Origin of the sequence: Pseudocolwellia agarivorans (assembly GCF_002000085.1) — a bacterium.
GTDB lineage: Bacteria > Pseudomonadota > Gammaproteobacteria > Enterobacterales > Alteromonadaceae > Pseudocolwellia > Pseudocolwellia agarivorans.
Genome location: NZ_MUZU01000010.1, coordinates 1 through 26,744, shown reverse-complemented (window position 1 = coordinate 26,744; position 26,744 = coordinate 1). Strand labels below are relative to the sequence as shown.

Here is a 26,744-nt window from a genome sequence, read left to right as displayed (position 1 = left end):
ACCGTGCAATAATCCACTTAAAAAGTTAATATTACGCTTATAATATAAATACTAAGGAAGGTATATCAAATAACTTCTTAGTATTTAGGTTTGCTCTTTCATGCGTATAATTTCTTTTTTAGACCAACTCTGTCGAACGTTAAAAACGTTTTTTTTATTTTTCTTTATTTCTTCGATAGTGCTTATAGTTTGGTTTTTAGGGCAAAATTTATGGAAGTTAGATCATTTATCCAACATACAGCTTGCTAAAATACCTGTTAAATCTCTTTATCTACTCAATCAAAAAAAACAAATAGATGTAAACTATGTACTTAACCATCAACATTTATTTCAAAAAAAAGAAATCATTGAGTTAAATAATCAAGGTGAAACTTTTTATTGGTTAAAGGTTAAGGTTAAAAATACAACGACAGAAGTATTAACACGTGTTTTAAAAATTGATGCTCTTCCTGAGGAAATAATATCAAGTTATCAAATTGCAGTAGATATAGATAAAATCACCAAAATCACAAGAAATCATTCCGTTTTCCAACAAGTATTCCCTCATATTATTTTTACGATTAAACCTGAAGAATCCACAACATTCTTACTACAACTTAAAACAGCAGGAAAAATATCACCCGTTAAAGTATTTGACGCTGAACACTTTAACAAGCGTATACACTACTCTATTGCAATATTTGGCGCTTTTATTGGTATTGTTTTACTTATGTCTATATACAATGTGGTTCTTTTCTTATCCACAAAAGATAAAGTGTATTTTACTTTCCTTGCGTATTTGCTTTCAGCGTTTCTCGTTTTTTCGACCATGAATACTTATGGATACTTTATATTTTCGAACAATGCTCAACTATGGTTAAACCAACATACTTCAGACCTAAAGTATTCACTCAACATTTGTTTAATCATTTTTTCTTTATATTTTTTACAAGATAATATGATTTATAAAAAACAATATAAAGCGAATATATGTTTTTACTTGATAGGCTTTGTATTGCTAGTATTAGGAAGTAATCTTCTACCTTTCAATAAAACTCATATTGCTTTAGCAATTCAATCTTTTCTAGGTGTACTTTGCGTCTTTATTGTTTTACAAAACCGCCATAAAAAATCATCTTGGGCTAAGTTTTATTACATTTCCTGGTTACCTTTTATAATGGGTTCAGGAACCCAACATTTGTTATCAATAGGATATATAGCACCATCGTTTTTAAGCAAAAATGCTTTTATGTTAGGCGTAATGGCTCAAATAGGCTTCATTATATTAGCGTTAGCTGAAAGAATGAGAAAAAATGAACAAAATAAATTATATTATTTAAGTCATCACACACAATCAGGCTTACCTAGACAATTAAATTTAGTAAAAACAATTCAACATTTAAGTCAGTCATTTTCAACAAAGCAAGGCTTTTGTGTCGTGGTAGTTCAACCTGAACAGATTGAGAAGATAAAGCATTATGTAGACGATTCAACGGTCTTTTCTTTATTTAAACGTTTAAATGATAGCTTAAGTCAAATATTTAAAAATAATAGTGCAGTAATCCCACTAACACTAAATAATGAAAAACTCTGTTATATCCACGGAAAATGCTTAGGTTTTATTGTTAATATTGATGAGCTAGACACATCTCCTGATGACTTTGTACAATCCATTCAGCATGTTATTAGCAAAACTTATACAATTAAAGATTTAAATTTATCATTAACCGGTGTCATTGGTATAGCTCGTTATCCTCAGCATGGGTTAATTAGTAAAGACTTAGTTAAAAATGCAGTACTCGCTATTCGACAAGCAGAAACAACTCTTGAAAAATGGGCTTTTTATCAAACACACACACCTGATAAGTCAACATTTTTATTAGAATTAGCATCCGACATTCAACTGGCATTGCAAAATAATCAATTTGAAATGTACCATCAACCTCAAATTGATCTTAAAACCAGTAAGGTTTGTGGTAGCGAATGTTTGATCCGCTGGAAACATCCTACTCAAGGCTATATTTCTCCCGCTATATTTATTCCTGTTGCTGAAGATATGGGACTGATTAATAAAATTACACTTTGGGTAATTAAACAGTCCTTAACACAACACGCTTTAATTATGGAAGAATATAAAAACCATATGGTATCAATCAATATTAGTGGTATAGATCTTATCTCTAAAAACTTTTATCGAGAAATAATTGATATATTAAATTTTTTTACAATACCTGCAGACAAAATTATTTTTGAAATAACCGAATCCGCTAATATTGCAAAAAATGAACATGCGGTAGAAGTAATAGAAAAATTCACAAATTTTGGTATTACTGTAAGTATTGATGACTTTGGGACAGGATATTCTTCACTAGCCAATCTCGACAAACTTCCTTTTCAAGAACTTAAAATAGACAAACAATTTATTGATAATATTCATCACGACAACAAACGTAAAGTTATTACAGAAACAACGGTAAAAATGGCAAAAGGTGTTGGCCTAGAAGTTGTTGCAGAAGGAATTACAACCAAAGAAGACGAATCAACATTAACATCGTTCGGGTGTGACATTGGTCAAGGATATTATTACTCTGAAGCATTACCTATACAAACGTATTTAAAGTGGCTCTCAGAACAGGTCAATGGTAAAATTTCAGAAGATTTTTATGGTGAATTTATTCCCGCATCAAAATAGATAAGGTATAACGATGGATGTTAAAGCTTTACTACCTGGAATTAGCATTACCACGATTACAGGACTTGCCGCACTTTTTTTAAGCGAGCACTACGGTGCTCCAGCTATGTTATTTGCGCTATTATTAGGCATAGCAATGTCTTTTCTTTACGAAGACTCCCCCTGTAGAAAAGGAATTGAATTCGCCGCGACTTTTATTCTAAGAGTTGGTGTAGCTTTACTTGGTTTAAGAATAGCTCTAAATGACCTGATTTCATTAGGTTGGGAAACAGTTTTCATTTTAATACTCGCTATAGCAAGTACCATATGTTTAGGTGTTATATTATCAAAACAATTTAAATTAAGTAAAAGTTTTGGCGCACTTACAGGCGGTTCAGTTGCTATTTGTGGCGCTTCTGCAGCAATGGCGATTACAGCCATACTACCTGAGCATAAAGACAAAGAAAGAGATACCTTAGTCACTATCATTGCGGTTACATCTTTATCAACAATTGCTATGGTGGTATACCCTATTATAGTGACTTATTTAGGGCTAAACGATATAGATTCTGGTTTTTTCTTAGGTGGTACTATCCATGATGTTGCCCAAGTTGTAGGAGCTGGTTATTCAATTTCTGAAGAAACGGGGGATATGTCAACACTTGTAAAGCTAGTACGAGTAAGCTTTTTAATGCCTGTTGTACTTGTTATGTTATTTATTATTAAATTAAATAAAAACACAAAGAATAATAATACAAAAGCAACTAAGATACCCGGTTTTTTAATCGCTTTTATTATACTAATGTTCATTAATTCTTTTATTGCCTTACCTGAAATTATTTTAGAGCCTGCTACAAGTTTTTCACGTTTTGCTTTAGTTGTTTCAATAGCCGCTATAGGTATGAAGTCGAACTTTTCAAAACTTAAATGTGTAGGCTTTAAACCTATCGTATTAATGCTCGTTGAAACAATTTGGATTGCAGCATTTATATTAGCGGCAATTTGGATTATTTAATGGTAAGCATGGATTAGCCAACCTAATTAATCCATGCTCAATAGACTATTATAATTAATAATCTATTGAGCTTCACGAAGATCTAAAACAGTTTTACCTATATTGAGACCTTTCATCATATGTTCTGCTGCTCTAGGTAAAGCTTCTAAACCTTTAAATGAAGTTTCATCAATTGCCACACTTAGCTTACCTTCAGTCATCATAGCAAATAATCGTTCTGCTGCATCACGATGATACTCCGCCAACAAGGCATTCATAAAACCTCGTACGGATGCCCCTTTCCAATAAAGTTTACTATAAATACGAGGGTGTAAGACCGGTTTTGCGCCATCTACAATTTCAGATGCATAACCCGAAACTACGACTCGTCCAAGTGGTGCAATATTATCAACCATCGCATCAAAAATAACACCACCAACAGTATCTACAGCTACATTAATAACGTCTTTATATAAAGAGCTTAATACTTCTTTAATGTTTTCAACTTTATAATTAATACAGCGTTCAGCACCTAACGACTCAACAAAAGCACACTTATCATCTCCACCAGCAATACCAATAACTCGGCAACCCATATTAACGGCTAATTGCACCCAAATATGACCAAGTCCCCCTGCTGCCGCAGAAATAACGACGAGCTCACCTTGCTTGAGTTCAGCCACTTGCTCCAATGCAACAAGTGCAGAAATTCCAGTAGGAACAATAGCAAGATATTCAGGTATAGCTTTTGGTATTAGATAAACCTTAGTAGCATCTATAATTTGACGGTGTCGATAAGCACCACCTAAATTCGTTGTAGCAACCGCATCCCCTATATTCAGAGATACATCTTCACCTATGGCTTCAATAATACCAACAGCCTCAACGCCTAAATCAAAAGGGGCTGACAAAGGAATGTATCCAACACGACCTTGCATAGCCATTTGATCAAATAAACCATTAACACCAGCGAAATGATTTCGTATCCTAATTTCTCCTTTTCCCGGTTTAGTTATAGCTTCAGATACAACATGAGTTGCAGCTTTATAACCACGGGCACAACGATGAACTACTACTTTTTCATTTTTAATCATAATTTATATTTTTAAATGTTATAAGCTGATTTTTAAAGTATTAATTTTTATAAAAAATCATGGATGATTAATATAAAATAGCAGTTCAGACACAACTATCGAAATGATAAAAGTCAGAGATAGCTCTTTTTAGTTTTTAATGAATATAAAAATATAAGATGTTTGAATGAAAACAGAAAAGATTATATTTAAATCTAGGCCAACACTCGAGCATGTTGGCCTAAAAATATTATTATGTGGATAACAAATGGTATGTAATATTGGAGAGGTAAATTAGATAAGCGAAGCATTAATACTTTGCAAAACACTATGAGGATCACTTGCTTTTGTTATTGGACGGCCAATAACTAAGTAATCAACTCCGACATCAATTGCTTCTCTTGGCGTCATAATCCTTTTTTGATCATCTGCAGAAGAACCAACTGGTCTAATCCCAGGTGTAACTAGTTTAAACTCCTTACCTTGAGATTGCTTTAATGCTTCAGCTTCCCAGGCAGAGCATACGACACCGTCTAAACCACTTTGATTAGCTAACGTAGCTAATGCCATCACTTGTTCTGCTGGTGTTTTAGTTATACCTAAACCTAATAAATCATCTTGCCCCATGCTAGTTAACACCGTAACACCAATCAATAATGGCGCATCTTGCTTGTACGAAGCTAATGCATCTTTAGCCGCCACCATCATTTTTGTACCACCACTGGCATGAACATTTACCATCCACACGCCTAAATCAGCAGAAGCACTAACTGCCTTTGCTACGGTATTAGGAATATCATGAAATTTTAAGTCTAAAAAAACATCAAAACCTTTACCTGTTAATAATTTAACAAATTCAGGGCCGAAATAAGTAAACATCTCTTTGCCGACTTTTAGACGACAATCACTTGGCTGTACTTTATCAACGAATGATAAAGCATCTGCTTTTTTATCGAAATCTAATGCAACAACAACTTTTGGATCTAACATGGAGTTCCCTATTCTTTAATTCTTTAATTCTTTAATCGAGCGTACATTCAAAAAATATAAAAATCATAATTACACTTTTCAAAGTATTAAAGTTCTAGAGCAAAGAGAAAGCACGGAGTTGACGTTAGTCAATGAGTGCTTTCGATGCAGCTATTGAACTTTAAAACACAGAAAAGGAGTAATTATTCGCCTTCGAGGCCTCTAACTGGTTTAAGTTGTTCCCAGTCATGACATGAAGGACAAGACCAATAATGTGTACTACTATTGAAACCACACGTCCTGCAGCTATATCTATGTTTAAGCTTTAAATATTCAGAGATGAGTTCTTTAATAACATCTAAGTGTTCGGTAGCACTTTCTTGCTCTGACTCTGTCATTTGCATTTTAACAAAGTGTTTAAAGCCACGAATAGTAGGTCTTCTTTTTAAAGCAAGTAAAATAAATTCTTTTGCTTTGTTTAATGTGTATGTTTTTTCAAGATGTTGAAGATAAGTGATCAAAGCACTTGAGCTACCTGTTTCTTCATAAACTTGCTTTATAAATTTATAAAACTCTTCTTCTTCACCCAGTTCACTATAACAATGTTGCATTTTATCTATAACATCAGGAAAAAACTCTTTGTCCTGTTTATAAATATCACGATAACATTGGCTAGCTTCATCGTATTGTTGATGATTTTCATATATTTTAGCCATCAACCAATTAGCACGACATGAATCAGGATCTAAAGCTAAAGCATTTTCTAATAATTCTATAACCTCAATAAACTCATCTTTTTTTAAGGCCGTAGTTGCTAATTCACAGTAAAAATTTGCTAAATTATGTTTAAGCTTTTTATCTTTAGTTTTAAGGATAGATTTTTTTAACTTAATACCTTGATCCCAGTCTTTTGTTGACTGATAAATCTGCATTAAAAAACTTAAAGACTTCAGCCCGTAAACTTTAGATTTTAACAATTGATTAAACATATTCTCAGCGCGATCATATAAACCAGCACTTAAAAAATCTTTACCTAATTCAAAAACAGCTTGTTGTTGAGCATTAGTAGGAAGATGCTTTTGCTTAACCAAGTGCTCATGCACTTTTAACGCACGGTCAAGTTCACCTCGCTTTCTAAATAAATTAGCCATTGCAAAGTGAGCTTCAACCGAATCGTCTTCAACTTTGAGTGCTTCAAGTAAGTAATCTATAGCTTTGTCTTGTTGATTTGAAAATAGGTAATTTAGACCCGTAGAATACTTTTTTGATAATTCTTCTTTTTCAGTGTAAACATTTTGTTTGAGGCTATTACCCCTCATAAACCAACCATATGCTACAGCTACAGGTAACAATAAAAAAAGCCATTCCATATAAAAGTCCTAAGAATTATTTTTTGATGATTTTCGAGGAGAAACTACATTGATTAATTTCCATAATAAGCAAAATAATAAACCTAGAATGAAACCAATAATAGTAAAAAGACTCACTGTTGCAGCAACCGAAATGTCGACTCTTGCGATTAAATAGTTAAGTGACAGCATTTGGTCATTTTGGCTACCAAATACGAAAGCTATAGCCAAAAAAATAAGAAATAAAATAATCGTTAAATATAAACGCACAATAAACTCTTATATTTTAATAAAGTGAAATATAAAAAAATGGCACGCTATATAGCATGCCATTTCATTTGAAAGCATAGAGCTTAATAAACTCTTATAACTACTTAAGCAATCGAAAGATTTACTCTTTCACGTAACTCTTTCCCAGGCTTAAAGTGAGGTACATATTTCCCCTCAAGCTCTACAGATTGACCTGTTTTAGGGTTACGTCCAATACGCGGAGCACGATAATGTAGTGAAAAACTACCGAAACCTCTAATTTCAATGCGGTCGCCCTTAGAGAGAGTTTGCGCCATCATTTCAAGAATTTCTTTAATTGATTGTTCTACATCTTTAGCAGACAAGTGGCTTAACTTATCAGTTAATTTTTCAATCAGTTCAGATTTGGTCATTTAAACCTCCAGTGATGATTTAACTTACGCGTAAATGGATTCAAAATAAAGGAAAGCTTTCACTTCCCTTTATTACTTAGTTAGCTATTAAACTTTAGCGTTCTTGAACGCTTCAGCCATAGCACTTAAACCAGAATCTTCTTCAGCTTGGTTTAAAGAATCCATTGCTTCACGCTCATCTGCTTGGTCTTTAGCTTTGATTGATAAGCTGATTGTGCGGTTCTTACGATCTACACCAACAAACTTAGTTTCAACACTATCGCCTACAGATAATTCAGTTGTAGCGTCTTCAATACGTTCACGTGAAATATCAGCAACACGTAAATAACCTTCAACACCTTCAGCTAATTCAATTTTAGCGCCTTTAGCGTCTACTTCAACAACCTTACCATTAACAATAGCACCTTTTTTGGTGTCTGTCAGATACTGGTTAAACGGATCGTCTTCAGTTTGCTTAACGCCTAAAGAAATACGCTCACGCTCAGGGTCTACTTGTAAAACAACAGCTGAGATTTCATCGCCTTTCTTATATTCACGAACAGCCTCTTCACCGCCAGCCCATGAAATATCAGATAAGTGAACTAAACCATCAATTCCGCCGTCAAGACCAATAAAGATACCGAAATCGGTAATTGACTTGATCTTACCTGATACTTTATCACCTTTGTTGAAGTTCTTAGCAAATTCTTCCCATGGGTTCGGGATACATTGCTTAAGACCAAGAGAAATACGACGACGTTCTTCGTCAATTTCTAATACCATTACTTCAACAGTATCACCTAAGTTAACAACTTTAGATGGGTGGATGTTTTTGTTAGTCCAATCCATTTCAGAAACGTGAACTAAACCTTCAACGCCTTCTTGAATTTCAACAAAACAACCGTAATCAGTTAAGTTAGTTACGCGACCAGAAAGTTTAGCACCTTCAGGGTAACGCTTAGCAATAGCTACCCATGGATCTTCGCCTAACTGCTTCATACCTAATGAAACACGTGTACGTTCACGGTCAAATTTAAGTACTTTAACTTGAATTTCGTCACCAACATTTACGATTTCGCCAGGGTGCTTAACACGTTTCCAAGCCATATCTGTAATGTGTAGTAAACCATCAATGCCGCCTAAATCTACGAATGCACCGTAGTCAGTAAGGTTTTTAACGATACCTTTAACTTCTAAGCCTTCAGCTAATGACTCTAACAATGCATCACGTTCAACACTACTTTCAGATTCAATAACAGCACGACGAGATACAACAACGTTATTACGCTTTTGATCAAGCTTAATAACTTTGAATTCTAAATCTTTACCTTCAAGGTGAGCAGTGTCGCGAATTGGGCGAACATCTACTAATGAACCAGGTAAGAAAGCACGAATATTGCTAACTTCAACTGTGAAACCACCTTTAACTTTACCGTTGATAACACCGATAACAGTTTCTTTTTCTTCATATGCTTTTTCAAGCACTTGCCATGCTTCGTGACGTTTTGCTTTTTCACGAGAAAGAATTGTTTCACCGAAACCATCATCAGTAGCATCTAAAGCTACGTCGATCTCATCACCAACACTAATTTCAAGCTCACCAGAAGTGTTTTTGAATTGGTCGATTGAGATAACGCTTTCAGATTTTAATCCAGCATCAACTAAAACGTTGTCTTTGTTGATTGCTACTACAGTCCCTTTAATGATTGAACCAGGACGTGTTTCGATTTCTTTTAAACTTTCTTCAAAAAGTTGTGCAAAATTTTCAGTCATAATGTTTTTATGAACTCAGCTTATAATCCAATCAACATACATGTTTCATGGGGTTGTTAATAATGCCTAGCGTATCCGTACAGTTAGGCTTCAAATAATATTTTCTTAAGTTATGCTAGTATTTCTGATGAAAAAGATAGTATTCTTTCAACAACATCATCGACAGAAACATCCGTAGAATCAATAACTAACGCCCCTTCAGCTGCAATTAATGGCGCGACATCTCTATTCTGATCTCGCTCATCTCGCTGACGTATGTCATCCAAAAGGCGCCCGATTTTAACATCAAGCCCCTTTTCTTTCAACTGTTTAAATCGACGTTGCGCTCTTTCTTCAGCGCTAGCAGTTAAAAACACTTTAATGGGAGCATCAGAAAAAACAATTGTTCCCATATCTCTTCCGTCAGCAACAAGACCAGGTGAAACTTTAAATGCACGTTGTCTTCTTAATAAGGCTTCCCTTACTCTAGGAAAAGCCGCAACTTGGGAGGCTAATTTACCTATTTCTTCAGTGCGAATAGTATCAGTAACATCTTCTCCTTCAAGAATGATTTTACTATCACCATCACTACTGATTTCAAATTGAACATCTAAATGTGCTGCCATAGGGATCAGTGGCTCTTCTTCAGTCACATCAACTTGATGATAATGAGTCGCTAAAGCCAAAACGCGGTAAATTGCACCACTATCAAGTAAATGCCATCCAAGCTTTTCTGCAACTATACGAGCTACAGTGCCTTTACCAGCTCCACTAGGTCCGTCAATAGTGATTACTGGAACGTTTTGCTGCATACATCTTTCTCCTAATGTAGAAAATCGGCGCGATTATACGGAGTTTAACCTCTTTAATCGCATAAAAATTTATTTTAACGTATCTAGCAAGAAACCTGAGCTAACTTTTCAAAATAGTCAGGGAATGTTTTTGCTGTACATTTAGGATCATTAATCGTTACAGGTGTACCACTCAATGCTATTAGAGAGAAACACATAGCAACACGATGATCATTGTAAGTATCTATTTCAGCATGCTTTAATAAAGTGGGAGGTGTGATTGTGATAAAGTCTTCACCTTCTATCACCTCCGCTCCTACTTTTCTCAGCTCTGTTGCCATCGCCGTTAATCGATCTGTTTCTTTTACTCGCCAATTATATATGTTTCTAATCGTTGTAGTACCTTTAGCAAAGAGTGCTGTTGTTGCTATTGTCATAGCAGCATCAGGTATGTGATTCATGTCCATATCAACAGCGGTAAGTGGTTTACCTACAACACTGATTGATTCATCACTCCATTTAACTTCTGCGCCCATTTTCTCTAGAACATCAGCAAAATGCTTATCACCTTGGACACTTAATTTACCAACACCGTGCACTGTAATTTCACCACCTTTAATTGCACCGGCAGCTAAAAAGTATGACGCTGAAGAAGCATCACCTTCAACCATGTAACGCTCAACAGACTGGTACGATTGATTACCTTGTACAGTAAATGATTGATAGTCATTGTTTTGCACTTTAATGCCAAACCTAGACATAATATCAAGAGTAATATCAATATACGGTTTTGAGACTAATTCACCTTTAATCTCTATATTAGTATTGGTTTTTAACAAAGGAGCAATCATGAGTATAGCGGTTAAAAACTGGCTAGAAATTGAACCATCAATAGTAACGGTATTACCTGTTAACGCTTTACCTAATATTTTTACGGGCGGATAATCTTGATTTTCCAGGTATTCAATATCAGCATCAAGTTGTGCTAGTGCATCAACTAAGTGGCCAATAGGCCTTTCTTTCATTCTTGGTTCACCTGTTAATACAAACTCGCCATCACTAGCAGCTAATGCAGCGCATAAAGGACGCATAGCAGTACCTGCATTACCTAAATATAACTCTAATGGCTGATCGCTTTTAAAAAAACCATTATTACCAACAACTGTACACTCTGTACCACAATCACTTAAGGTATATTTAACACCAAGCGTTGCTAAAGCATTAAGCATATGTTCAATATCTTCACTAACGAGTAAATTAGTAATTTTAGTAACACCATTAGCTAACGCTGCAATTAATAATGCGCGATTAGATAAACTTTTTGAACCTGGTAAAAAAATCTCTCCATTGATTTTTTCAATAGGATTTAATGTGAGTTGCTCCATTCTATCCATTCTCCTGTTCAAATTTTTTCATAAACGCCACTAAGGCTTCTACACCTTCATAAGGCATTGCATTGTAAATACTTGCTCTCATACCGCCTACAATACGATGACCTTTAAGAGCGGTAAGCCCTTCATTTGCAGCTTCAGTTAAAAACGATTTATTTAATTCTTCATTAACTAACCAGAATGGAATATTCATTAAGCTACGAAATTCTTTTGCTATGTTATTTTTATAAAAACTACTGTTATCAATATAGCTGTATAAAATTTGAGCTTTTTTAGCATTAACTTGTTCAATTGCTTCAACACCACCTAGATCCGCTAACCAATCAAAAACAAGTCCAGCTAAATACCATGCATAACTAGGAGGTGTATTATACATAGAGTCATTATCAGCTAATGTTTTATAGTTCATAATACAAGGTGTTGCTTTAGCGGCATGGCCAATAAGATCATCTCTTACGATGACTATAGTTAAACCCGACGGTCCAATATTTTTTTGAGCACCGGCATAGATAAGCCCAAACTTTGATACATCAAATTTTCTTGAAAGGATTGTTGACGATAAATCAGCAACTAAAGGAATACCATTTGTTTCTGGTAACTCAAAAATTTCTAAGCCATCAACCGTTTCATTTGGACAGTAATGTACATACGCGGCATCAGGCGATAAAGGCCATTCATTTAAAGGGATAATAGATTTTGAGCTTTCAGTTTCACGCGTTATATCAATAACATTAACTTCACCAAAATTAGCCGCTTCTGCTGCTGCTGCTTTAGACCAAGAGCCCGATACAATGTAGTCAGCTTTTTTACCTGCGGGTAATAAATTTAGCGGGACAGCTGAAAATTGTCCTCGGCCACCGCCATGGCAAAACAGTACTTTATAATTCGTAGGAATATCCATTAATGTACGAAGTGTTGCTTCTGCATTGGCTGCTACAGCCATGAATTCAGGACTTCTATGACTCAATTCCATTATAGAACTGCCCATATTTTCCCAATTAATAAACTCTTGCTGCGCTTTTTTCATTACATCAACGGGTAACATTGCAGGGCCAGCACAAAAATTATAAACACCAGACATTTTTAAATTAACCTTTTGAAATTTGTTATATTAATAAGTATGCAGATTTATTTAGAAGTAAATCCCACTCACTTATACACTTTATTTATTACTACCAACTTAAACATAAAAAAGAGCGGTTAAACCGCCCTTTTATTTGATTGTGTGACAGTTGTTATTCTATATCTTCACCAGCTTCGTCGGATGACTCACTAGTAGGTGACTCTACAGGTGTCTCAGCATTCGCTTCTGGTGATGAATCGCCATCAACAACATTTTCGCCAATAACTTCATCAGACTCGTCTGTTTGAATTTCATCAATACGCTGCAATGCAACAACCAGCTCTGTTTCAGAAGTACGTATAATACGAACACCTTGAGTATTACGTCCAATAACGCTGACTTCGTTTACACGAGTTCGTACTAAGGTTCCATTATCAGTGATTAACATAATTTCGTCTTGCTCTTCAACTTGAACAGCACCAACAACTTTACCATTACGCTCACTTACTTTTATAGAGACAACACCTTTAGTTGCTCGACTTTTCGCAGGGTATTCTTCTAATGCTGTGCGCTTACCAAAACCATTTTCAGTAATAGTTAAGATAGGTCCATCATTATGAGGTACGATAAGAGAAACTACTTTTTCGTCATTTTCTAACTTCATACCACGAACACCTGTTGCGTTACGACCTACAGGTTTTACAACAAAGTTAGCATCATCTGGGTTTTTCTTACCCTCAGTAAAGCGTACAACTTTACCAGCATCAGAAAATAGCATAATGTCGTTATCACCTTCAGTGATATCCACACCAATTAGCGTATCGTCTTCACGTAAATTAATCGCGATAATACCATTTGCTCTTGGACGAGAGTACTCGGTTAAACGAGTTTTCTTAACGGTACCTGAAGCTGTAGCCATAAAGATAAATTTGTCTTCTTCGTATTCACGTACTGGTAGAATAGCCGTAATTCTTTCATCAGCTTCTAATGGAAGAATATTAACGATTGGACGACCTCTCGCTGTTCTGCTTGCTAAAGGTAATTGGAATACTTTAAGCCAATACATTCTTCCTCTATCAGAGAAACAAAGAATAGTATCGTGAGTATTCGCAACAAGAAGCCTTTCAATAAAGTCTTCTTCTTTCATTTTAGTTGCAGCTTTACCTTTACCACCTCGACGCTGAGCATCGTAATCGGCTAAAACTTGATATTTAACGTAACCTTCATGAGAAAGTGTAACAACTACATCTTCTTCACAAATTAAATCTTCCATCGATAAATCATGAGAAGCTGAACTTATTTCTGTTCTACGCTCATCACCGAATTCAGTTCTAATTTCTTCAAGCTCTTCACGAATCACTTCCATCAGACGTTCAGGTGTTGCTAATATGTGTAACAACTCTGCAATAAGATCAAGAAGCTCTTTATATTCGTTTAATATTTTCTCATGTTCTAGACCCGTTAATTTATGTAAACGTAAGTCTAATATTGCTTGAGCTTGTTGTACGGTTAAATAATATTTATTGTCTCTAATACCAAATTCTGGTTCAACCCATTCAGGACGAGCTGCATCATAACCAGCTGCTGATAGCATTTCTGCAACATTACCTAGTTCCCAACCTTGTGATATAAGCTTTTCTTTTGCTTCACTCGGTGTAGGCGATGTTTTAATCAACTCAATTATAGGATCGATATTAGCAAGTGCTATTGATAAACCTTCAAGAAGATGAGCTCTTTCACGTGCTTTACGAAGTTCAAAAATAGTACGTCGTGTAACAACTTCTCGACGATGCAGAATAAATGCTTCAAGCATTTCTTTTAGGTTAAATAACTTAGGTTGACCATTTGTTAAAGCCACCATATTTAAGCCAAAAGACACTTGCATTTGAGTTAATTTGTAAAGATTATTTAATACAACCTCTCCAACCTCACCACGTCTAACCTCAATTACCATACGCATACCATCTTTATCAGACTCGTCGCGTAAGGCCGAAATACCTTCTAAACGTTTTTCTTTAACAAGCTCAGCCATTTTTTCAATTAAGCGCGCCTTGTTAACTTGGTAAGGTAATTCATGAACAACAATGGTTTCTTTACCAGAGTTTTCATCAACTTCAATAGAAGCACGAGCACGTATCTTAATTTTACCACGTCCGGTTCTATAAGCTTCCTGAATACCTGCACGACCACTAATTATGGCTGCTGTAGGAAAATCTGGACCTGGAATATATTCAATTAACTCTTCAATTGATAACTCGCTGTTTTCAATAAGTGCCAAACAAGCATTTATGACTTCAGTTAAATTATGCGGAGGAATATTTGTAGCCATACCAACAGCAATACCCGAAGTACCATTAACTAATAAGTTAGGTATACGAGTAGGCATTACCGCAGGAATATGCTCTGTTCCATCATAGTTAGGAACAAAATCAACTGTTTCTTTATCTAAATCAGCCAGAATAGAATGTGCAATTTTTGCCATTCTGATTTCTGTGTAACGCATAGCAGCAGCAGAGTCACCATCTACTGAACCAAAGTTACCTTGCCCATCAACCAACATGTACCTTAAAGAAAATGGTTGTGCCATACGAACAATAGTATCGTATACAGCAGTATCACCATGAGGGTGATACTTACCAATAACATCACCAACAACACGTGCTGATTTTTTATAAGGTTTATTGAAGTCATTACCGAGTACATTCATTGCAAACAAAACGCGACGATGCACGGGTTTTAATCCATCACGAACATCAGGTAATGCTCGCCCTACTATTACACTCATCGCGTAATCTAAATAGGAGTTTTTTAATTCATCTTCAATATTTATTGGAGAAATATTGTTAGCCAGATCGGTCATAAATCGATGGTATCCCTTAACTTAGAACAAAATCAGAATTTTCGAAATTATAGTTATAATTAACACGGCATACTAACATAAAATTTCACAAGACAATACTGCTTTATGGCTCTCGATTATATTCATATACTTTTATCGAATGAATACTTATAAAATGCTGTTTTAAATAAGAAAAAACACAAAGAGTCAAACGTTTAATATTTAAGCAATCAACTAAAGCAAAAGGATTTGATTACTTTTTAAACCGCAAAATATATCTGTATTAAAAGTAAGTACAAATTAAAAATAAAAACCTTCTTTTAATAAGGATAAACTTTTAACTTACTAGGTTTGAATTACGTTTTCATTTAGAATCATTAATAATAAAAACATTCTGCGATGAGTCTATTAAAATGTCTAATAACATTAACGTAAATTTTGATGAAATTGAAAAGTTCGAAAAAGTTGCCAGTCAATGGTGGGACCTTACCGGCGATTTTAAACCACTCCATCAAATAAACCCCCTTCGTTGTCAGTTTATTATTCAACATGTACACAATTTATTTGATAAAAAGATATTAGACGTTGGCTGTGGCGGTGGGATATTGAGTGAAAGCCTTGCAAAATTAGGAGCCGATGTCACGGGTATTGATATGGGAGAAGAGCCACTTAATATAGCAAAGCTTCATGCATTAGAGTCTAACGTTAAGTTAAATTATGAAAAAATAACAGCAGAAGAAAAAGCTGAACAAACTCCTGAAGCTTTTGATATTGTGACGTGTATGGAAATGCTTGAACATGTTCCAGATCCTTCTTCAATTGTTTCAGCATGTGCTGATATGGTAAAACCCAATGGTTTTGTTTTTTTCTCAACCTTAAATAAAACAATTATGTCTTATCTATTAGCTATAGTTGCTGCAGAAAAAGTACTTAAGCTTGTTCCTAATGGTACTCATGATCACGATTCTTTTATCAAACCATCAACTTTAATTTCATGGGCTGAAGATAAAAATTTAAAATGTATAGATGCTGCTGGAATTCACTATAATCCCTTGACAGAAAACCATAAGTTAACATCTAAATTAGATGTTAACTATATTTTATGTTTCCAAAAACAAGCATAGGAAAATCAATGAATAAGCATACAAGCGTATTATTCGATTTAGATGGTACTTTATTAGATACAGCAAATGATCTAGGAGAGGCATTAAATTATGTATTAAAAAATAAAGGTCTTAAGCCTGTAGACAGAGAAAAGTACAGACCGATAGCCTCTGATGGTGCAAAGGGTTTACTAGAATTAGGTTTTGGGGAGCGCCTTTCAGAATTTGATTTTGATGCACTTCGTCTTGAGTTTTTAAATTACTACGAACAAAACATTGCTGTTCATACAGATTTATATCCTAATATAGAAAAATTATTGTTCACATTAAATGAAATAAATATTCCATGGGGAATCGTAACAAATAAACCAGAATACTTATCTAAAATTTTAGTACCTAAATTCCCACAATTCGATCAATGTAGAACATTGATCGCTGGAGATACCCTTCCTCAACGTAAACCTCACCCAGCACCTATTTTATTTGCATGTAAAGAAATGGGCAGTGATCCTGAAAAATGTATTTATGTTGGTGATGCACCTCGAGACATTGAAGCTGGTAATCGGGCAAACATGTACACAATAATAGCACAATGGGGATATATTTTAGACATTAATGAATGTAAACATTGGCAAGCTGACGCTATAACATTAAACCCTCTTGATATACTAGCGACGATAAAATAAACAAGTGTTCAATTAGTAATTTATTTGATGAAAATTCAAACATTAACGACTAAAAAACAACAGTACAATTTATGCACACCTGTTATTTATTTAAAATAAATAACAGGGAATAATTAACCTAAAAAAAGCATTGCGTTTCTCATAAATCAAAAATAAAACGCCTTACTAAGTTAGTTATTACTAACTGAATTTTTATAGCCAAGCATGACCTTAAATTCATTATATTTTAACACTTGCAATACCCCCAAAACCTCACTATCTTGTGATCACTTTTTATAAAACCCCAACATGTAGTGTATTTATTATTCACAAGCACTAGCTGGGGCCATTACTATAAATGTTCACGTACGAACAAGTAGAACTTATAAATTAATTACAGGTCTTTCATGAATAACAACCTTTTTGTTACTAAACGTAACGGCAAAAAAGAACCCATTGATTTGGAAAAAATCCATCAAGTGATTGATTGGGCTGCAGAAGGATTAGATAATGTTTCTGTATCTCAAGTTGAATTAAAATCACATATTCAATTCTACGATGGAATAAAAACAGCAGATATTCATGAAACTATAATTAAATCTGCCGCTGATTTAATTTCAGAAGAAACACCTGATTATCAGTTTTTAGCGGCTCGTTTAGCTATTTTTCATCTACGAAAAAAAGCCTATGGTAAATTTGAACCACCTAAACTATATGAACATGTTATTTCTTTAGTCGCATCAGGTAAGTATGACCAGCACTTAATCACTGATTATACACAAGATGAATTTGAAGCAATGGAACAATTTTTAGACCATCGCCGAGACTTAAATTTTAGCTACGCGGCTGTAAAACAGTTGGAAGGTAAATACCTTGTTCAAAACCGTGTAAGTGGTGAAATTTACGAAAGCGCACAGTTCTTATATATTCTTGTTGCTGCTTGTTTATTTGCAAAATACCCAAAAGAAACACGTTTAACGTATGTTGAAGGTTTTTACAACGCTATATCTACCTTTAAAATTTCTTTACCTACGCCTATTATGGCAGGTGTAAGAACGCCTACTCGCCAATTCTCTTCTTGTGTACTAATTGAGTGTGGCGATAGCTTAGATTCAATTAATGCGGCATCTAGCTCAATTGTGAAATACGTTTCACAACGTGCAGGTATAGGTATTAATGCCGGTCGTATTAGAGCTTTAGGTAGCTCAATAAGAAATGGCGAAGCTTTTCACACGGGTTGTATCCCATTTTTCAAACACTTCCAAACAGCTGTAAAAAGTTGTTCTCAGGGTGGAGTTCGCGGCGGTGCTGCTACCTTATTCTATCCATTATGGCACTTAGAAGTTGAAAGTTTACTGGTATTAAAAAATAACCGTGGTGTTGAAGAAAACCGTGTTCGTCATTTAGATTATGGTGTTCAGTTTAATAAAGTCATGTATCAACGCTTGATTAAAGGTGAATCGATCACTCTGTTTAGTCCTAGCGATGTACCTGGTTTATATGATGCCTTTTTTGAGGATCAAGACGAATTTGAAGCGCTTTATACTAAGTATGAAGCCGATCCTTCAATTCGTAAAAAATGTATTAAAGCTATTGAATTATTTACCTTATTTGCACAAGAGCGTGCAAGTACAGGTCGTATCTATTTACAAAACGTAGATCACTGTAATACTCATAGTCCATTTGATCCAAAACAAGCTCCTATCAGACAAAGTAATCTGTGTTTAGAAATAGCTCTACCTACACAACCAATGAATGACATTAATGATCCCAATGGCGAAATTGCTTTATGTACACTTTCAGCGTTTAACTTAGGCGCTATTGAAAGCTTAGATGAACTTGACCATTTAGCTGACTTAGCTGTTCGTGCCCTAGATAGTTTACTAGATTATCAAGACTACCCAATGCCAGCGGCTAAAAATGCGACGGTTGGTAGACGTACATTAGGTATTGGTGTTATTAACTACGCTTATTATTTAGCTAAAAATGGCTTGTATTATTCGAATGGAAGTGCAAATAACCTTACTCATAAAACATTTGAAGCAATACAGTATTATTTATTAAAAGCCAGTAACAACCTGGCTAAAGAAATGGGTGCTTGTCCTAAATTCAATGAAACTCGATTATCAAAAGGTATCTTACCTATAGATACTTACAAAAAAGAGATTGATAAAATTGTTAGCGAACCACTCCATTTAGACTGGGATAGTTTACGTGCTGATATTATGAAATTTGGTGTAAGAAACTCTACAGTTTCGGCATTAATGCCTTCAGAGACATCATCACAAATATCTAATGCAACCAATGGTATTGAACCACCTCGTGGTCTTATAAGTGTAAAAGCTAGTAAAGATGGCATATTAAAACAAGTTGTACCTGATTACGCTAATTTAAAAGATAACTATGAATTACTTTGGAATATTCCAAGTAACCAAGGTTATTTAGAATTAGTAGGTATTATGCAGAAATTTATCGATCAAACCATTTCTGCAAACACTAACTATGACCCATCTCGTTTTGAAGGAAGAAAAGTACCTATTAAACAAGTATTAAAAGATATATTAACCGCCTATAAATTAGGTATTAAAACAATGTATTATCACAATACAAGAGATGGTGCTGACGATAATCAAGTAGAAGTAGAAGATGATGATTGTGCTGGCGGCGCATGTAAAATTTAAACACGGTCAAGCATTTAATCAAACATTGTAATTAATATAAAAATCTGTAATTAGTAATATATTTATCAAACCTAGCTTTGATATTTCCAGGGAAAATAAATGACGTATACAACGTTTAATCAATCGGCTAACAATGCTTTATTAGAGCCAATGTTTTTCGGTCAAAGTGTTAATGTAAGCCGTTACGATCAACAAAAATTTGTTAATTTTGAACGATTAATAGAAAAACAACTATCATTTTTTTGGCGACCTGAAGAGGTTGATGTATCTAAAGATCGTTCTGACTGGCAAGGCCTTACAGATTCAGAAAAACATATTTTTATTTCTAATCTAAAATATCAAACATTACTAGATAGCATGGCTGCTCGTTCAGTTAATGCGGTATTACTTCCTTTAGTTTCTTTACCCGAACTTGAAACGTGGGTAGAAACATGGGCATTTAGTGAAACGATTCATTCCCGTTCATATACCCATATATTAAGAAATTTATTTTCGGATCCTAGTGAAGTATTCAATGATATTGTTGTAAACCCTGCCATTTTAAAAAGAGCAGCGAGTATCGCTAAATATTTTGATATTGTGATATTAACAACACAGTTATTACAATCTCAAGGGGAAGGCAGTTACGAAATAGATGGCGAGATCCTTGAAGTATCAATGCGTAAACTAAAAGAACGACTATATCTTGCTATATGTTCTGTTAACGCCTTAGAAGCTATTCGTTTTTATGTAAGTTTTGCCTGTTCATTTGCCTTTGCAGAACGAGAGTTGCTCGAAGGAAACGCTAAAATTATTAAGTTAATTGCCCGTGATGAAGCATTACATTTAACAGGAACACAAACCATACTCAATTTATGGAGTAGTGGACAAGACGATCCTGAAATGCAAGAAATTTGTAAAACGATGGCCGATCAAGGTCGACAAGTTTTCTTAGATGTAGTTGATCAAGAAAAAGAATGGGCCGATTACCTTTTTAAAGATGGTTCTATGATTGGTGTAAATGCTGAGATTTTAAAACAGTACATTGAATATATTAGTAATCAAAGAATGGTCGCTATAGGGTTAGATGCACCATTTAATATAAAAACCAATCCATTGCCATGGATAAACTCTTATTTATCGAGTGATAATGTTCAAGTAGCTCCTCAAGAAACTGAGATATCTAGCTACCTTGTTGGTCAAGTTGATTCATCAGTGTCTTCTGATGACTTTGACGACTTCGATTTATAATATTGAGATTAAGATAGCATTAGCATGCTAATTTATAGGTGTTGATAAAATGAAAGATGCTAATGCTACTCCTAACTCCCCCCTAGAAGATTTTCCTATAAAAATTTCTATCGAAAACACCACAGTTCTTTATAAAAATACAGAACAAACCCTGCTAGAGTGTTTAGAAAAGGAACAGCATGAAATACATTACCACTGTAGAGATGGCTATTGTGGTGCTTGTCGTATCACGTTAAATAGCGGAAAAATTAACTACTTTAAAGGTGAACCATTAGCTTATGTTGGTCCAAATGAAATACTTCCATGCTGTTGTAAACCAATAAGCGATATCAATATTACCTTGATTTAATAATAAAAAATATCAAGTGCTAACTAAAAGCCTTACATTTTATTTATGAAAGCTACCTCAATTCCTTTAATCACTCGATTAAACTCAGGTTTTAAAGCCTCTAATAAATGCTGATAATCCCCTTCTCTTCTTTCATTAATTGCAATGTCTAATAACTTAACTTGCTCAAATAACGTCATGGCACCAATAGAACAAGCGACCCCTTTTAACGTATGTACTAATCGTTTGCAGTTATCACCATCGTACCCAAGTATCGCTTTTTGAATATTCTCATCATCTTTTGAATGATCTTCATAAAACATTAATATTATTTCTTGATATATTTCATCATCACCTAGCACATTTGCTACACCAATATCATAATCGATACCAGGAAGTTGCACCTTAATCTTATCAATATCTTGATTCTTCAACCGCTATCCCCTTTATACATAAAAATTTATAGTTAAGTTAATTAACTGTAAATATTTTAGCGTACACATATAACTCAATATTTAACTTCTAGCACTTAACCTATTATAGTTCTTAAATAATACGTTATCTAAATCAATTAAAAATATGTGGAATTAAACTTTCCATGCATATGAAGCCTCCACTGTACTGCCATTATTTTTATAAACTAATGACTCACATAATTGGTTTAACATCATTATCCCTCTTCCATAAAGTTGGTTATTTATTTCTCTATGCTCACTTTTAATATACTTAAAGCCTTTTCCACTATCACTAATATATATTTTTATTCGCCCTCCTAGCGCTATAGGGTAATAACTTAGCTTAATATCAACAAATCCTTTATCTAGTTTAGCTAAACGCGCTTCTCGCTCGTTAAAATACAATACAAAGCCTTGGGCTGTACTTTTTAGTTCTGAGCCTAACCCCAATACACCGTGGTCCAGCGCATTAATAAAAAGTTCTGTTAATATCGTGTATAAATTCTGCCAATGCTCTGAATTACCTTCTATTTCTGTTATTTGATTTAATGCGATAGGAATAGGGTTTATTTTGGTTAACCTTGAACCTGATAGTTTAAGTCGCCATTCCCAAGCGCAAGCACCATTTTCATAATCATGAGCAATACTTTTATCTTCATTTTTCATCAAAGTTGCTTCATGATTATCCTTAGATGACAACCAGCCACTACATGGAATGTCTATTAGGGAAATATCATCTTCTTGTGGCATGTTTTGACAAAATTTTATCACATCACTCAATACGATTGAGCTTACATTATTTTCAACAATACCTTTTTTCAATGACTCTTCTAAACGCTCACATTCAAACATGTTTCCTTTATCATTCCTTACCTCAAGAATACCATCACTAATCAACTCTATTCGTTCGTCTTTCTCTACCGACAAAACAGTTAAATTAGTCCCCTTAAAAAGCTCTGGTAACACTCCCATAGGTGGATGAGTAGAAGATATTTTATTCCTTACGCTACCATCACTAGACATAATATAGATATCAGGTAATCCAGCATTAAAAATATAAGCAGACTTATCATGCTCAGAAACACTAACAAATGCAGCACCTAAAAATAGATCTGAAGGTAATAAAGTGTATAACTGTTTATTAATTTGAATAATAATTTCAAATAGTGAAAAACCTTTACGTGTCATTGCTCTAAAAGTTTCAGCTAAAGGGATTGCCCCTATAGAAGACCTCAGTCCATGACCAGTAAAATCTCCTAACATAACATTTAGGTCACCGTTAGGAGACAAGGCTGTTAACTGAATATCTCCACTAAACAATGCCGCTGGTTGTTTTATCATGCCTATTTTATCTAAAGCAAAATTCCTAGATTCTATAACGCCAGACATCAACCGTTCAGCTAGCTCAGCGTCTTTTTGTTGTTCTTGTTGTAATGATTTAACTTGCCTATACAGATCACTAATACGTTGAAGTGATTTAATTTTAGATTTAAAAATTTGAGGAGAAAAAGGCCTAACTAAAATTCCATCACCACCTGCATCTATACTATCTATATAAGCTTGTTCAGTATCATCACTCGTTATAAAAATTAGAGGACATAAATTACTTTCAGAAAGACTTTTGATTTTTCTCGTAGCAGAAAAACCATTCATAATTGGCATGCTTATATCCATTAATATTAAATCTGGTTGGTAATCTTTATACTTTGCAATGGCTTCTAAACCATTATGTGCAACTATTACCTGATAGTTTTCCTCTTTGAGAAGAACACTTAGCACCTGACACTGTACTTTAGAATCATCTACGACTAATGCAAGCTTAACATATTGATTATTTTGATATGTATCCATACTCAGTTCTCAATAATAAATAACCGATGAAATTGAGCTATTTCTAATATTTTATTAACGGTCGCGTTTGGCTTTCGGATAATAACGCTTGCTGAAACATTATCTGCGTGCTCTTTTAACAACAAGATCATTCCAAGTGCTGAACTATCCATATAAGATGTTAACGATAGATCTAACACAAGCACCTTATTATGTGATTCAACATTAATATAAGAATCTCTAAATATTTGATGTAATGAGAAGTCAAAACGTTCAGGAGCTTTAATAATAAATTCTTTTTTTAACATTTATATCACCCTAAACTTGATGAAATACACAATAACACCTAAATATGTAACCAAAATAACGATACCATTTCCAGCTAATCTACTTATGAGTTTAGTATAAAATAAACTTATATCAATTATTCATATATAGGAACATACTGAGATTGTTATGCATCTATGCTCTTAAATTGAGCACTGTGTAGCTACAGTTCTAGGTTGGTATAAGCCAATTTCAGGTTCAAAATATTCACCTCAAGAGGAAGTATCATGAGTAAAGGACAAGACAATAAAAAAAGTGCTAAAAAGAAACCACTTTTAACGGCTAAAGAAAAAAAAGCAGCAAAAGTAGCCAAAAAATCAACAACCAATGTTTTAGGTAAATAAATTCAAAGGCCATCAGTTTTGATAGCCTTTCTCTCTATTTAGGGTGGTATTTAATACCACCTTACAAGTACAAGAAGATTTAATTAACTCTGTACCTGAAGCTCATAAAATAATACAACCCTAACTCGGGTTAATTTACGTATTTATTACGATGTAGTGATCATTAAACCATACATCCCCAGCACAAAACCTAACACAGCCCCCATAGGTGGAGCCCAATGATTTTCTAACTTAACTTTAGGGGCTAAATCTTGAAATACTGAATATAAAATCCCTCCAGAAGCAAATAGCATAATTGCAGCAATAATAACTGGATACCCAGATAACCAAAGATACCCTGACACACCAGCAATAGGACCAAGAAAAGCCATTAACGTAAACATAATTAAAATTTTACGCGTGTTAAATGAAGGTGACTCGTTTAATTCCCGATAAGCACTAAAGCCTTCAGGTAAATTTTGTAAAGCAATAATAGCAGCAAGTAAAAAGGCATTGTTATTTCCTGTTGCAAATGCAGCGCCCAGAGCAATAGATTCAGGGATGAAGTCAGAGATCATAGCGGCAAGTTGGCTAGCTGGCGTATTCTTTTTTTTCAAGTAAATATCAAGACACATAAAACAAAAACCACCAGCAATAAAACACACACAAGCCCAGAGTGGCTCGGTATGTGTAATTCCTTCTGGCACTAATACTAAAGCAACAGCAGACAATAAAGCACCGCCACCAAAAGCAATAACACCATGCTGAATCTCGTCGTTAATCCAACCTCTTTTAATACTGGCAATTGCTGCGCCTAATGTCATAGCTAAGCCAGCAAGTAAAGTTGATACGATAACGATAATTAATAAATGCATATTCAGTTTCCAATAAAATCAAGTACGAATAAGTAGTAAAAATTAAAAACAATTTCTATAAAAACAAGACTATAGATATAACACTAAATTAACCATCTATTTCCTGTAAATGATTATTTAAAAGTTAACAACCGTAGCCCATAAATAAAATTAAATTATTTTAAAAATACCGCTTGATTTATGTTCACAACCGATATACTGTATATAAACACAGTATATCGAGGGTTTAAAAATGTTAGCAATTAAAGACAATAACATCAGTAAGTTAAACGTTATAAAACTAGAGGCAGTTAACGATTCAATACAATGGTTAAACATTAAAGATATAAATGGAGCAGAAGCATTAACTCAACAATACTCAGAAATTTATCAACAATACCATGTAAATAATAAATGGATTTTAATGATAAACCCTGAAAACAATTCGTTAGGTGGTATGGAAAATATATCTAAAAAAGCTTTTTCAAAAATACTCCAAGTTAACTCAAATAAAGTAACGGTAAAGGTAGAGAATATAGAAACAGCGTTACGTAAAGGTAATTGCTCTGCCGTTATATTAAACAACGCGTCTTTTACTGAAGAAGAATTATCACAATTATATTTGTCTGCAAAAGAAGGTAATACTCAATGTATTATTTTAAATAATAAGAAATTAATGCATTAACATTTATCATTTTATTTAAATTGGTAACGTTAAACGTTAAGATCTCAGGCAACTAAATGAATACGAAAAAATATATATGCTTTGTCCGTGTTGTAGTGATACTGAATACAAGAAGTGCTGTGAGCCTTTAATACTAAAAAAGATTAATGCAGAGTCTCCTGAACAGCTTATGCGTTCAAGGTACACCGCTTATGCTTTAAAACATAATGAATATATATATGAAACATATTCAAATGCATCAAAAAAACTGCAGTCTCTAAAAGACATTGCAATATGGGCAAAACAAACTGATTGGTTAAATTTACGTATTTTAAATACAAGTGAGTATGAGCATAACTCTACACCAACAGTTACTTTTGAAGCCCTATATAATAACAATGGGATATTTTATAAAATGAGTGAAAAATCTGCATTCATTAAAGAAAATGGTTTTTGGCGATATGTGGATGGAAGCCAGGTGAATTTTAACGAACTAGCTATGCCTAAAAGAAACGATGAGTGTTTTTGTTTAAGTGGTAAAAAATATAAGAAGTGTTGCGCTAGGTAATTATTAACTAGTACTATTTATGCATGTAGTGTTAAAAAATATTTGCCCATTTCAGTAAACTAATTGTCTTATATATCTAATATAATTAATGTTAACCAGGGGGCGTTCAAAATTCTGTGTCAGCTTAAATTCTTAAATATCGAGCACGCTGTCTAAACGTCCCTCAAAATAAATCGCTAACTGAGATAAACAAAGGCTCCAATT

At 34.1% G+C, this 26,744-nt stretch carries 23 protein-coding genes; 9 read left to right on the top strand and 14 right to left on the bottom strand.

The features are described 5' to 3' along the window. Positions 1 to 100 precede the first annotated feature (100 nt). Together B0X80_RS14975 and B0X80_RS14970 are read left to right on the top strand one after the other, a co-directional pair. Positions 101 to 2,671: an EAL domain-containing protein gene (locus tag B0X80_RS14975; RefSeq protein ID WP_077341705.1), complete on the top strand. Its 2,571-nt coding sequence runs from the start codon at positions 101 to 103 to the stop codon at positions 2,669 to 2,671. Between the two features lie 13 nt (positions 2,672 to 2,684). Beyond that, complete coding sequence (locus B0X80_RS14970; RefSeq protein ID WP_077341703.1) at positions 2,685 to 3,665, top strand: YeiH family protein; 981 nt, start codon at positions 2,685 to 2,687, stop codon at positions 3,663 to 3,665. 62 nt (positions 3,666 to 3,727) lie between these two features. Here the strand turns inward: B0X80_RS14970 and B0X80_RS14965 are convergent, their stop codons facing one another. The 10 genes from B0X80_RS14965 to gyrA form a co-directional block, all read right to left on the bottom strand. Further along, entirely contained in the window at positions 3,728 to 4,738 is a 1,011-nt protein-coding gene (locus B0X80_RS14965) for a zinc-binding dehydrogenase (RefSeq protein WP_077341701.1), read from the bottom strand. A gap of 273 nt (positions 4,739 to 5,011) precedes the next feature. Next, positions 5,012 to 5,707: an orotidine-5'-phosphate decarboxylase gene (pyrF, locus tag B0X80_RS14960; protein WP_077341699.1), complete on the bottom strand. Its 696-nt coding sequence runs from the start codon at positions 5,705 to 5,707 to the stop codon at positions 5,012 to 5,014. Between the two features lie 182 nt (positions 5,708 to 5,889). Continuing rightward, positions 5,890 to 7,056, bottom strand: a complete 1,167-nt coding sequence (gene lapB, locus B0X80_RS14955; protein ID WP_077341697.1) for a lipopolysaccharide assembly protein LapB — start codon at positions 7,054 to 7,056, stop codon at positions 5,890 to 5,892. Between the two features lie 9 nt (positions 7,057 to 7,065). After that, entirely contained in the window at positions 7,066 to 7,305 is a 240-nt protein-coding gene (locus B0X80_RS14950) for a lipopolysaccharide assembly protein LapA domain-containing protein (protein ID WP_139345330.1), read from the bottom strand. A 104-nt stretch (positions 7,306 to 7,409) separates the two neighbouring features. Beyond that, on the bottom strand, positions 7,410 to 7,697 hold the full coding sequence (ihfB, locus tag B0X80_RS14945; RefSeq protein ID WP_076419052.1) for an integration host factor subunit beta: 288 nt from the start codon (positions 7,695 to 7,697) through the stop codon (positions 7,410 to 7,412). 87 nt (positions 7,698 to 7,784) lie between these two features. Beyond that, complete coding sequence (gene rpsA / locus B0X80_RS14940; protein ID WP_077341695.1) at positions 7,785 to 9,449, bottom strand: 30S ribosomal protein S1; 1,665 nt, start codon at positions 9,447 to 9,449, stop codon at positions 7,785 to 7,787. A gap of 110 nt (positions 9,450 to 9,559) precedes the next feature. After that, complete coding sequence (cmk, locus tag B0X80_RS14935; protein WP_077341694.1) at positions 9,560 to 10,240, bottom strand: (d)CMP kinase; 681 nt, start codon at positions 10,238 to 10,240, stop codon at positions 9,560 to 9,562. Positions 10,241 to 10,323: 83 nt separating this feature from the next. Continuing rightward, positions 10,324 to 11,604, bottom strand: coding sequence for a 3-phosphoshikimate 1-carboxyvinyltransferase (gene aroA / locus B0X80_RS14930; RefSeq protein WP_077341692.1), 1,281 nt, complete (start codon positions 11,602 to 11,604; stop codon positions 10,324 to 10,326). Between the two features lies 1 nt (position 11,605). Further along, a complete protein-coding gene (serC, locus tag B0X80_RS14925) occupies positions 11,606 to 12,691 on the bottom strand; it encodes a 3-phosphoserine/phosphohydroxythreonine transaminase (protein WP_077341690.1) in 1,086 nt (361 codons plus the stop codon). Between the two features lie 154 nt (positions 12,692 to 12,845). Next, a complete protein-coding gene (gyrA, locus tag B0X80_RS14920; protein WP_077341688.1) occupies positions 12,846 to 15,533 on the bottom strand; it encodes a DNA topoisomerase (ATP-hydrolyzing) subunit A in 2,688 nt (895 codons plus the stop codon). A 392-nt stretch (positions 15,534 to 15,925) separates the two neighbouring features. Between gyrA and ubiG the strand changes: the two genes are divergently transcribed. The 5 genes from ubiG (at position 15,926) to yfaE (ending at position 21,540) form a co-directional block, all read left to right on the top strand. Beyond that, positions 15,926 to 16,636 carry a bifunctional 2-polyprenyl-6-hydroxyphenol methylase/3-demethylubiquinol 3-O-methyltransferase UbiG gene (ubiG, locus tag B0X80_RS14915; protein WP_077341686.1) on the top strand — a complete coding sequence of 237 codons (711 nt, stop codon included), beginning with the start codon at positions 15,926 to 15,928 and terminating at the stop codon, positions 16,634 to 16,636. 8 nt (positions 16,637 to 16,644) lie between these two features. After that, complete coding sequence (locus tag B0X80_RS14910) at positions 16,645 to 17,301, top strand: HAD-IA family hydrolase (RefSeq protein ID WP_077341684.1); 657 nt, start codon at positions 16,645 to 16,647, stop codon at positions 17,299 to 17,301. A gap of 386 nt (positions 17,302 to 17,687) precedes the next feature. Beyond that, the gene (gene nrdA, locus B0X80_RS14905) at positions 17,688 to 19,961 is read left to right on the top strand and encodes a class 1a ribonucleoside-diphosphate reductase subunit alpha (protein ID WP_077341682.1); all 2,274 of its coding nucleotides are present in this window, start codon (positions 17,688 to 17,690) and stop codon (positions 19,959 to 19,961) included. A gap of 99 nt (positions 19,962 to 20,060) precedes the next feature. Further along, positions 20,061 to 21,191 (top strand): class Ia ribonucleoside-diphosphate reductase subunit beta, encoded by a 1,131-nt coding sequence (gene nrdB, locus B0X80_RS14900; protein ID WP_077341680.1) that lies wholly within the window; start codon positions 20,061 to 20,063, stop codon positions 21,189 to 21,191. Between the two features lie 49 nt (positions 21,192 to 21,240). Further along, complete coding sequence (yfaE, locus tag B0X80_RS14895; protein WP_077341678.1) at positions 21,241 to 21,540, top strand: class I ribonucleotide reductase maintenance protein YfaE; 300 nt, start codon at positions 21,241 to 21,243, stop codon at positions 21,538 to 21,540. A 32-nt stretch (positions 21,541 to 21,572) separates the two neighbouring features. Here the strand turns inward: yfaE and B0X80_RS14890 are convergent, their stop codons facing one another. The 4 genes from B0X80_RS14890 to B0X80_RS14875 form a co-directional block, all read right to left on the bottom strand. Next, a complete protein-coding gene (locus B0X80_RS14890; RefSeq protein WP_077341676.1) occupies positions 21,573 to 21,953 on the bottom strand; it encodes an Hpt domain-containing protein in 381 nt (126 codons plus the stop codon). Positions 21,954 to 22,106: 153 nt separating this feature from the next. Beyond that, a complete protein-coding gene (locus B0X80_RS14885) occupies positions 22,107 to 23,825 on the bottom strand; it encodes a SpoIIE family protein phosphatase (RefSeq protein ID WP_077341674.1) in 1,719 nt (572 codons plus the stop codon). Between the two features lie 2 nt (positions 23,826 to 23,827). Beyond that, complete coding sequence (locus B0X80_RS14880) at positions 23,828 to 24,112, bottom strand: STAS domain-containing protein (RefSeq protein WP_077341672.1); 285 nt, start codon at positions 24,110 to 24,112, stop codon at positions 23,828 to 23,830. Positions 24,113 to 24,621: 509 nt separating this feature from the next. Then, positions 24,622 to 25,329 carry a ZIP family metal transporter gene (locus tag B0X80_RS14875; protein ID WP_077341670.1) on the bottom strand — a complete coding sequence of 236 codons (708 nt, stop codon included), beginning with the start codon at positions 25,327 to 25,329 and terminating at the stop codon, positions 24,622 to 24,624. Between the two features lie 232 nt (positions 25,330 to 25,561). On the opposite strand from B0X80_RS14875, the gene B0X80_RS14870 reads away from it, so the two are divergent. Both B0X80_RS14870 and B0X80_RS14865 read left to right on the top strand, forming a co-directional pair. Then, on the top strand, positions 25,562 to 25,993 hold the full coding sequence (locus B0X80_RS14870; RefSeq protein WP_077341668.1) for a SulA-like leucine-rich domain-containing protein: 432 nt from the start codon (positions 25,562 to 25,564) through the stop codon (positions 25,991 to 25,993). 76 nt (positions 25,994 to 26,069) lie between these two features. Next, positions 26,070 to 26,540, top strand: coding sequence for a YchJ family protein (locus B0X80_RS14865; RefSeq protein WP_077341666.1), 471 nt, complete (start codon positions 26,070 to 26,072; stop codon positions 26,538 to 26,540). The last annotated feature ends 204 nt before the right edge of the window (positions 26,541 to 26,744 follow it).

Bases quoted from the DNA above. Each gene is read 5' to 3' on its own strand.
- B0X80_RS14975 (WP_077341705.1), top strand. From the start codon at position 101: ATGCGTATAATTTCTTTTTTAGACCAACTCTGTCGAACGTTAAAAACG.
- B0X80_RS14970 (WP_077341703.1), top strand. From the start codon at position 2,685: ATGGATGTTAAAGCTTTACTACCTGGAATTAGCATTACCACGATTACA.
- B0X80_RS14965 (WP_077341701.1), bottom strand. From the start codon at position 4,738: ATGATTAAAAATGAAAAAGTAGTAGTTCATCGTTGTGCCCGTGGTTAT.
- pyrF (WP_077341699.1), bottom strand. From the start codon at position 5,707: ATGTTAGATCCAAAAGTTGTTGTTGCATTAGATTTCGATAAAAAAGCA.
- lapB (WP_077341697.1), bottom strand. From the start codon at position 7,056: ATGGAATGGCTTTTTTTATTGTTACCTGTAGCTGTAGCATATGGTTGG.
- ihfB (WP_076419052.1), bottom strand. From the start codon at position 7,697: ATGACCAAATCTGAACTGATTGAAAAATTAACTGATAAGTTAAGCCAC.
- rpsA (WP_077341695.1), bottom strand. From the start codon at position 9,449: ATGACTGAAAATTTTGCACAACTTTTTGAAGAAAGTTTAAAAGAAATC.
- cmk (WP_077341694.1), bottom strand. From the start codon at position 10,240: ATGCAGCAAAACGTTCCAGTAATCACTATTGACGGACCTAGTGGAGCT.
- aroA (WP_077341692.1), bottom strand. From the start codon at position 11,604: ATGGAGCAACTCACATTAAATCCTATTGAAAAAATCAATGGAGAGATT.
- serC (WP_077341690.1), bottom strand. From the start codon at position 12,691: ATGTCTGGTGTTTATAATTTTTGTGCTGGCCCTGCAATGTTACCCGTT.
- gyrA (WP_077341688.1), bottom strand. From the start codon at position 15,533: ATGACCGATCTGGCTAACAATATTTCTCCAATAAATATTGAAGATGAA.
- ubiG (WP_077341686.1), top strand. From the start codon at position 15,926: ATGTCTAATAACATTAACGTAAATTTTGATGAAATTGAAAAGTTCGAA.
- B0X80_RS14910 (WP_077341684.1), top strand. From the start codon at position 16,645: ATGAATAAGCATACAAGCGTATTATTCGATTTAGATGGTACTTTATTA.
- nrdA (WP_077341682.1), top strand. From the start codon at position 17,688: ATGAATAACAACCTTTTTGTTACTAAACGTAACGGCAAAAAAGAACCC.
- nrdB (WP_077341680.1), top strand. From the start codon at position 20,061: ATGACGTATACAACGTTTAATCAATCGGCTAACAATGCTTTATTAGAG.
- yfaE (WP_077341678.1), top strand. From the start codon at position 21,241: ATGAAAGATGCTAATGCTACTCCTAACTCCCCCCTAGAAGATTTTCCT.
- B0X80_RS14885 (WP_077341674.1), bottom strand. From the start codon at position 23,825: ATGGATACATATCAAAATAATCAATATGTTAAGCTTGCATTAGTCGTA.
- B0X80_RS14880 (WP_077341672.1), bottom strand. From the start codon at position 24,112: ATGTTAAAAAAAGAATTTATTATTAAAGCTCCTGAACGTTTTGACTTC.
- B0X80_RS14875 (WP_077341670.1), bottom strand. From the start codon at position 25,329: ATGCATTTATTAATTATCGTTATCGTATCAACTTTACTTGCTGGCTTA.
- B0X80_RS14870 (WP_077341668.1), top strand. From the start codon at position 25,562: ATGTTAGCAATTAAAGACAATAACATCAGTAAGTTAAACGTTATAAAA.
- B0X80_RS14865 (WP_077341666.1), top strand. From the start codon at position 26,070: ATGCTTTGTCCGTGTTGTAGTGATACTGAATACAAGAAGTGCTGTGAG.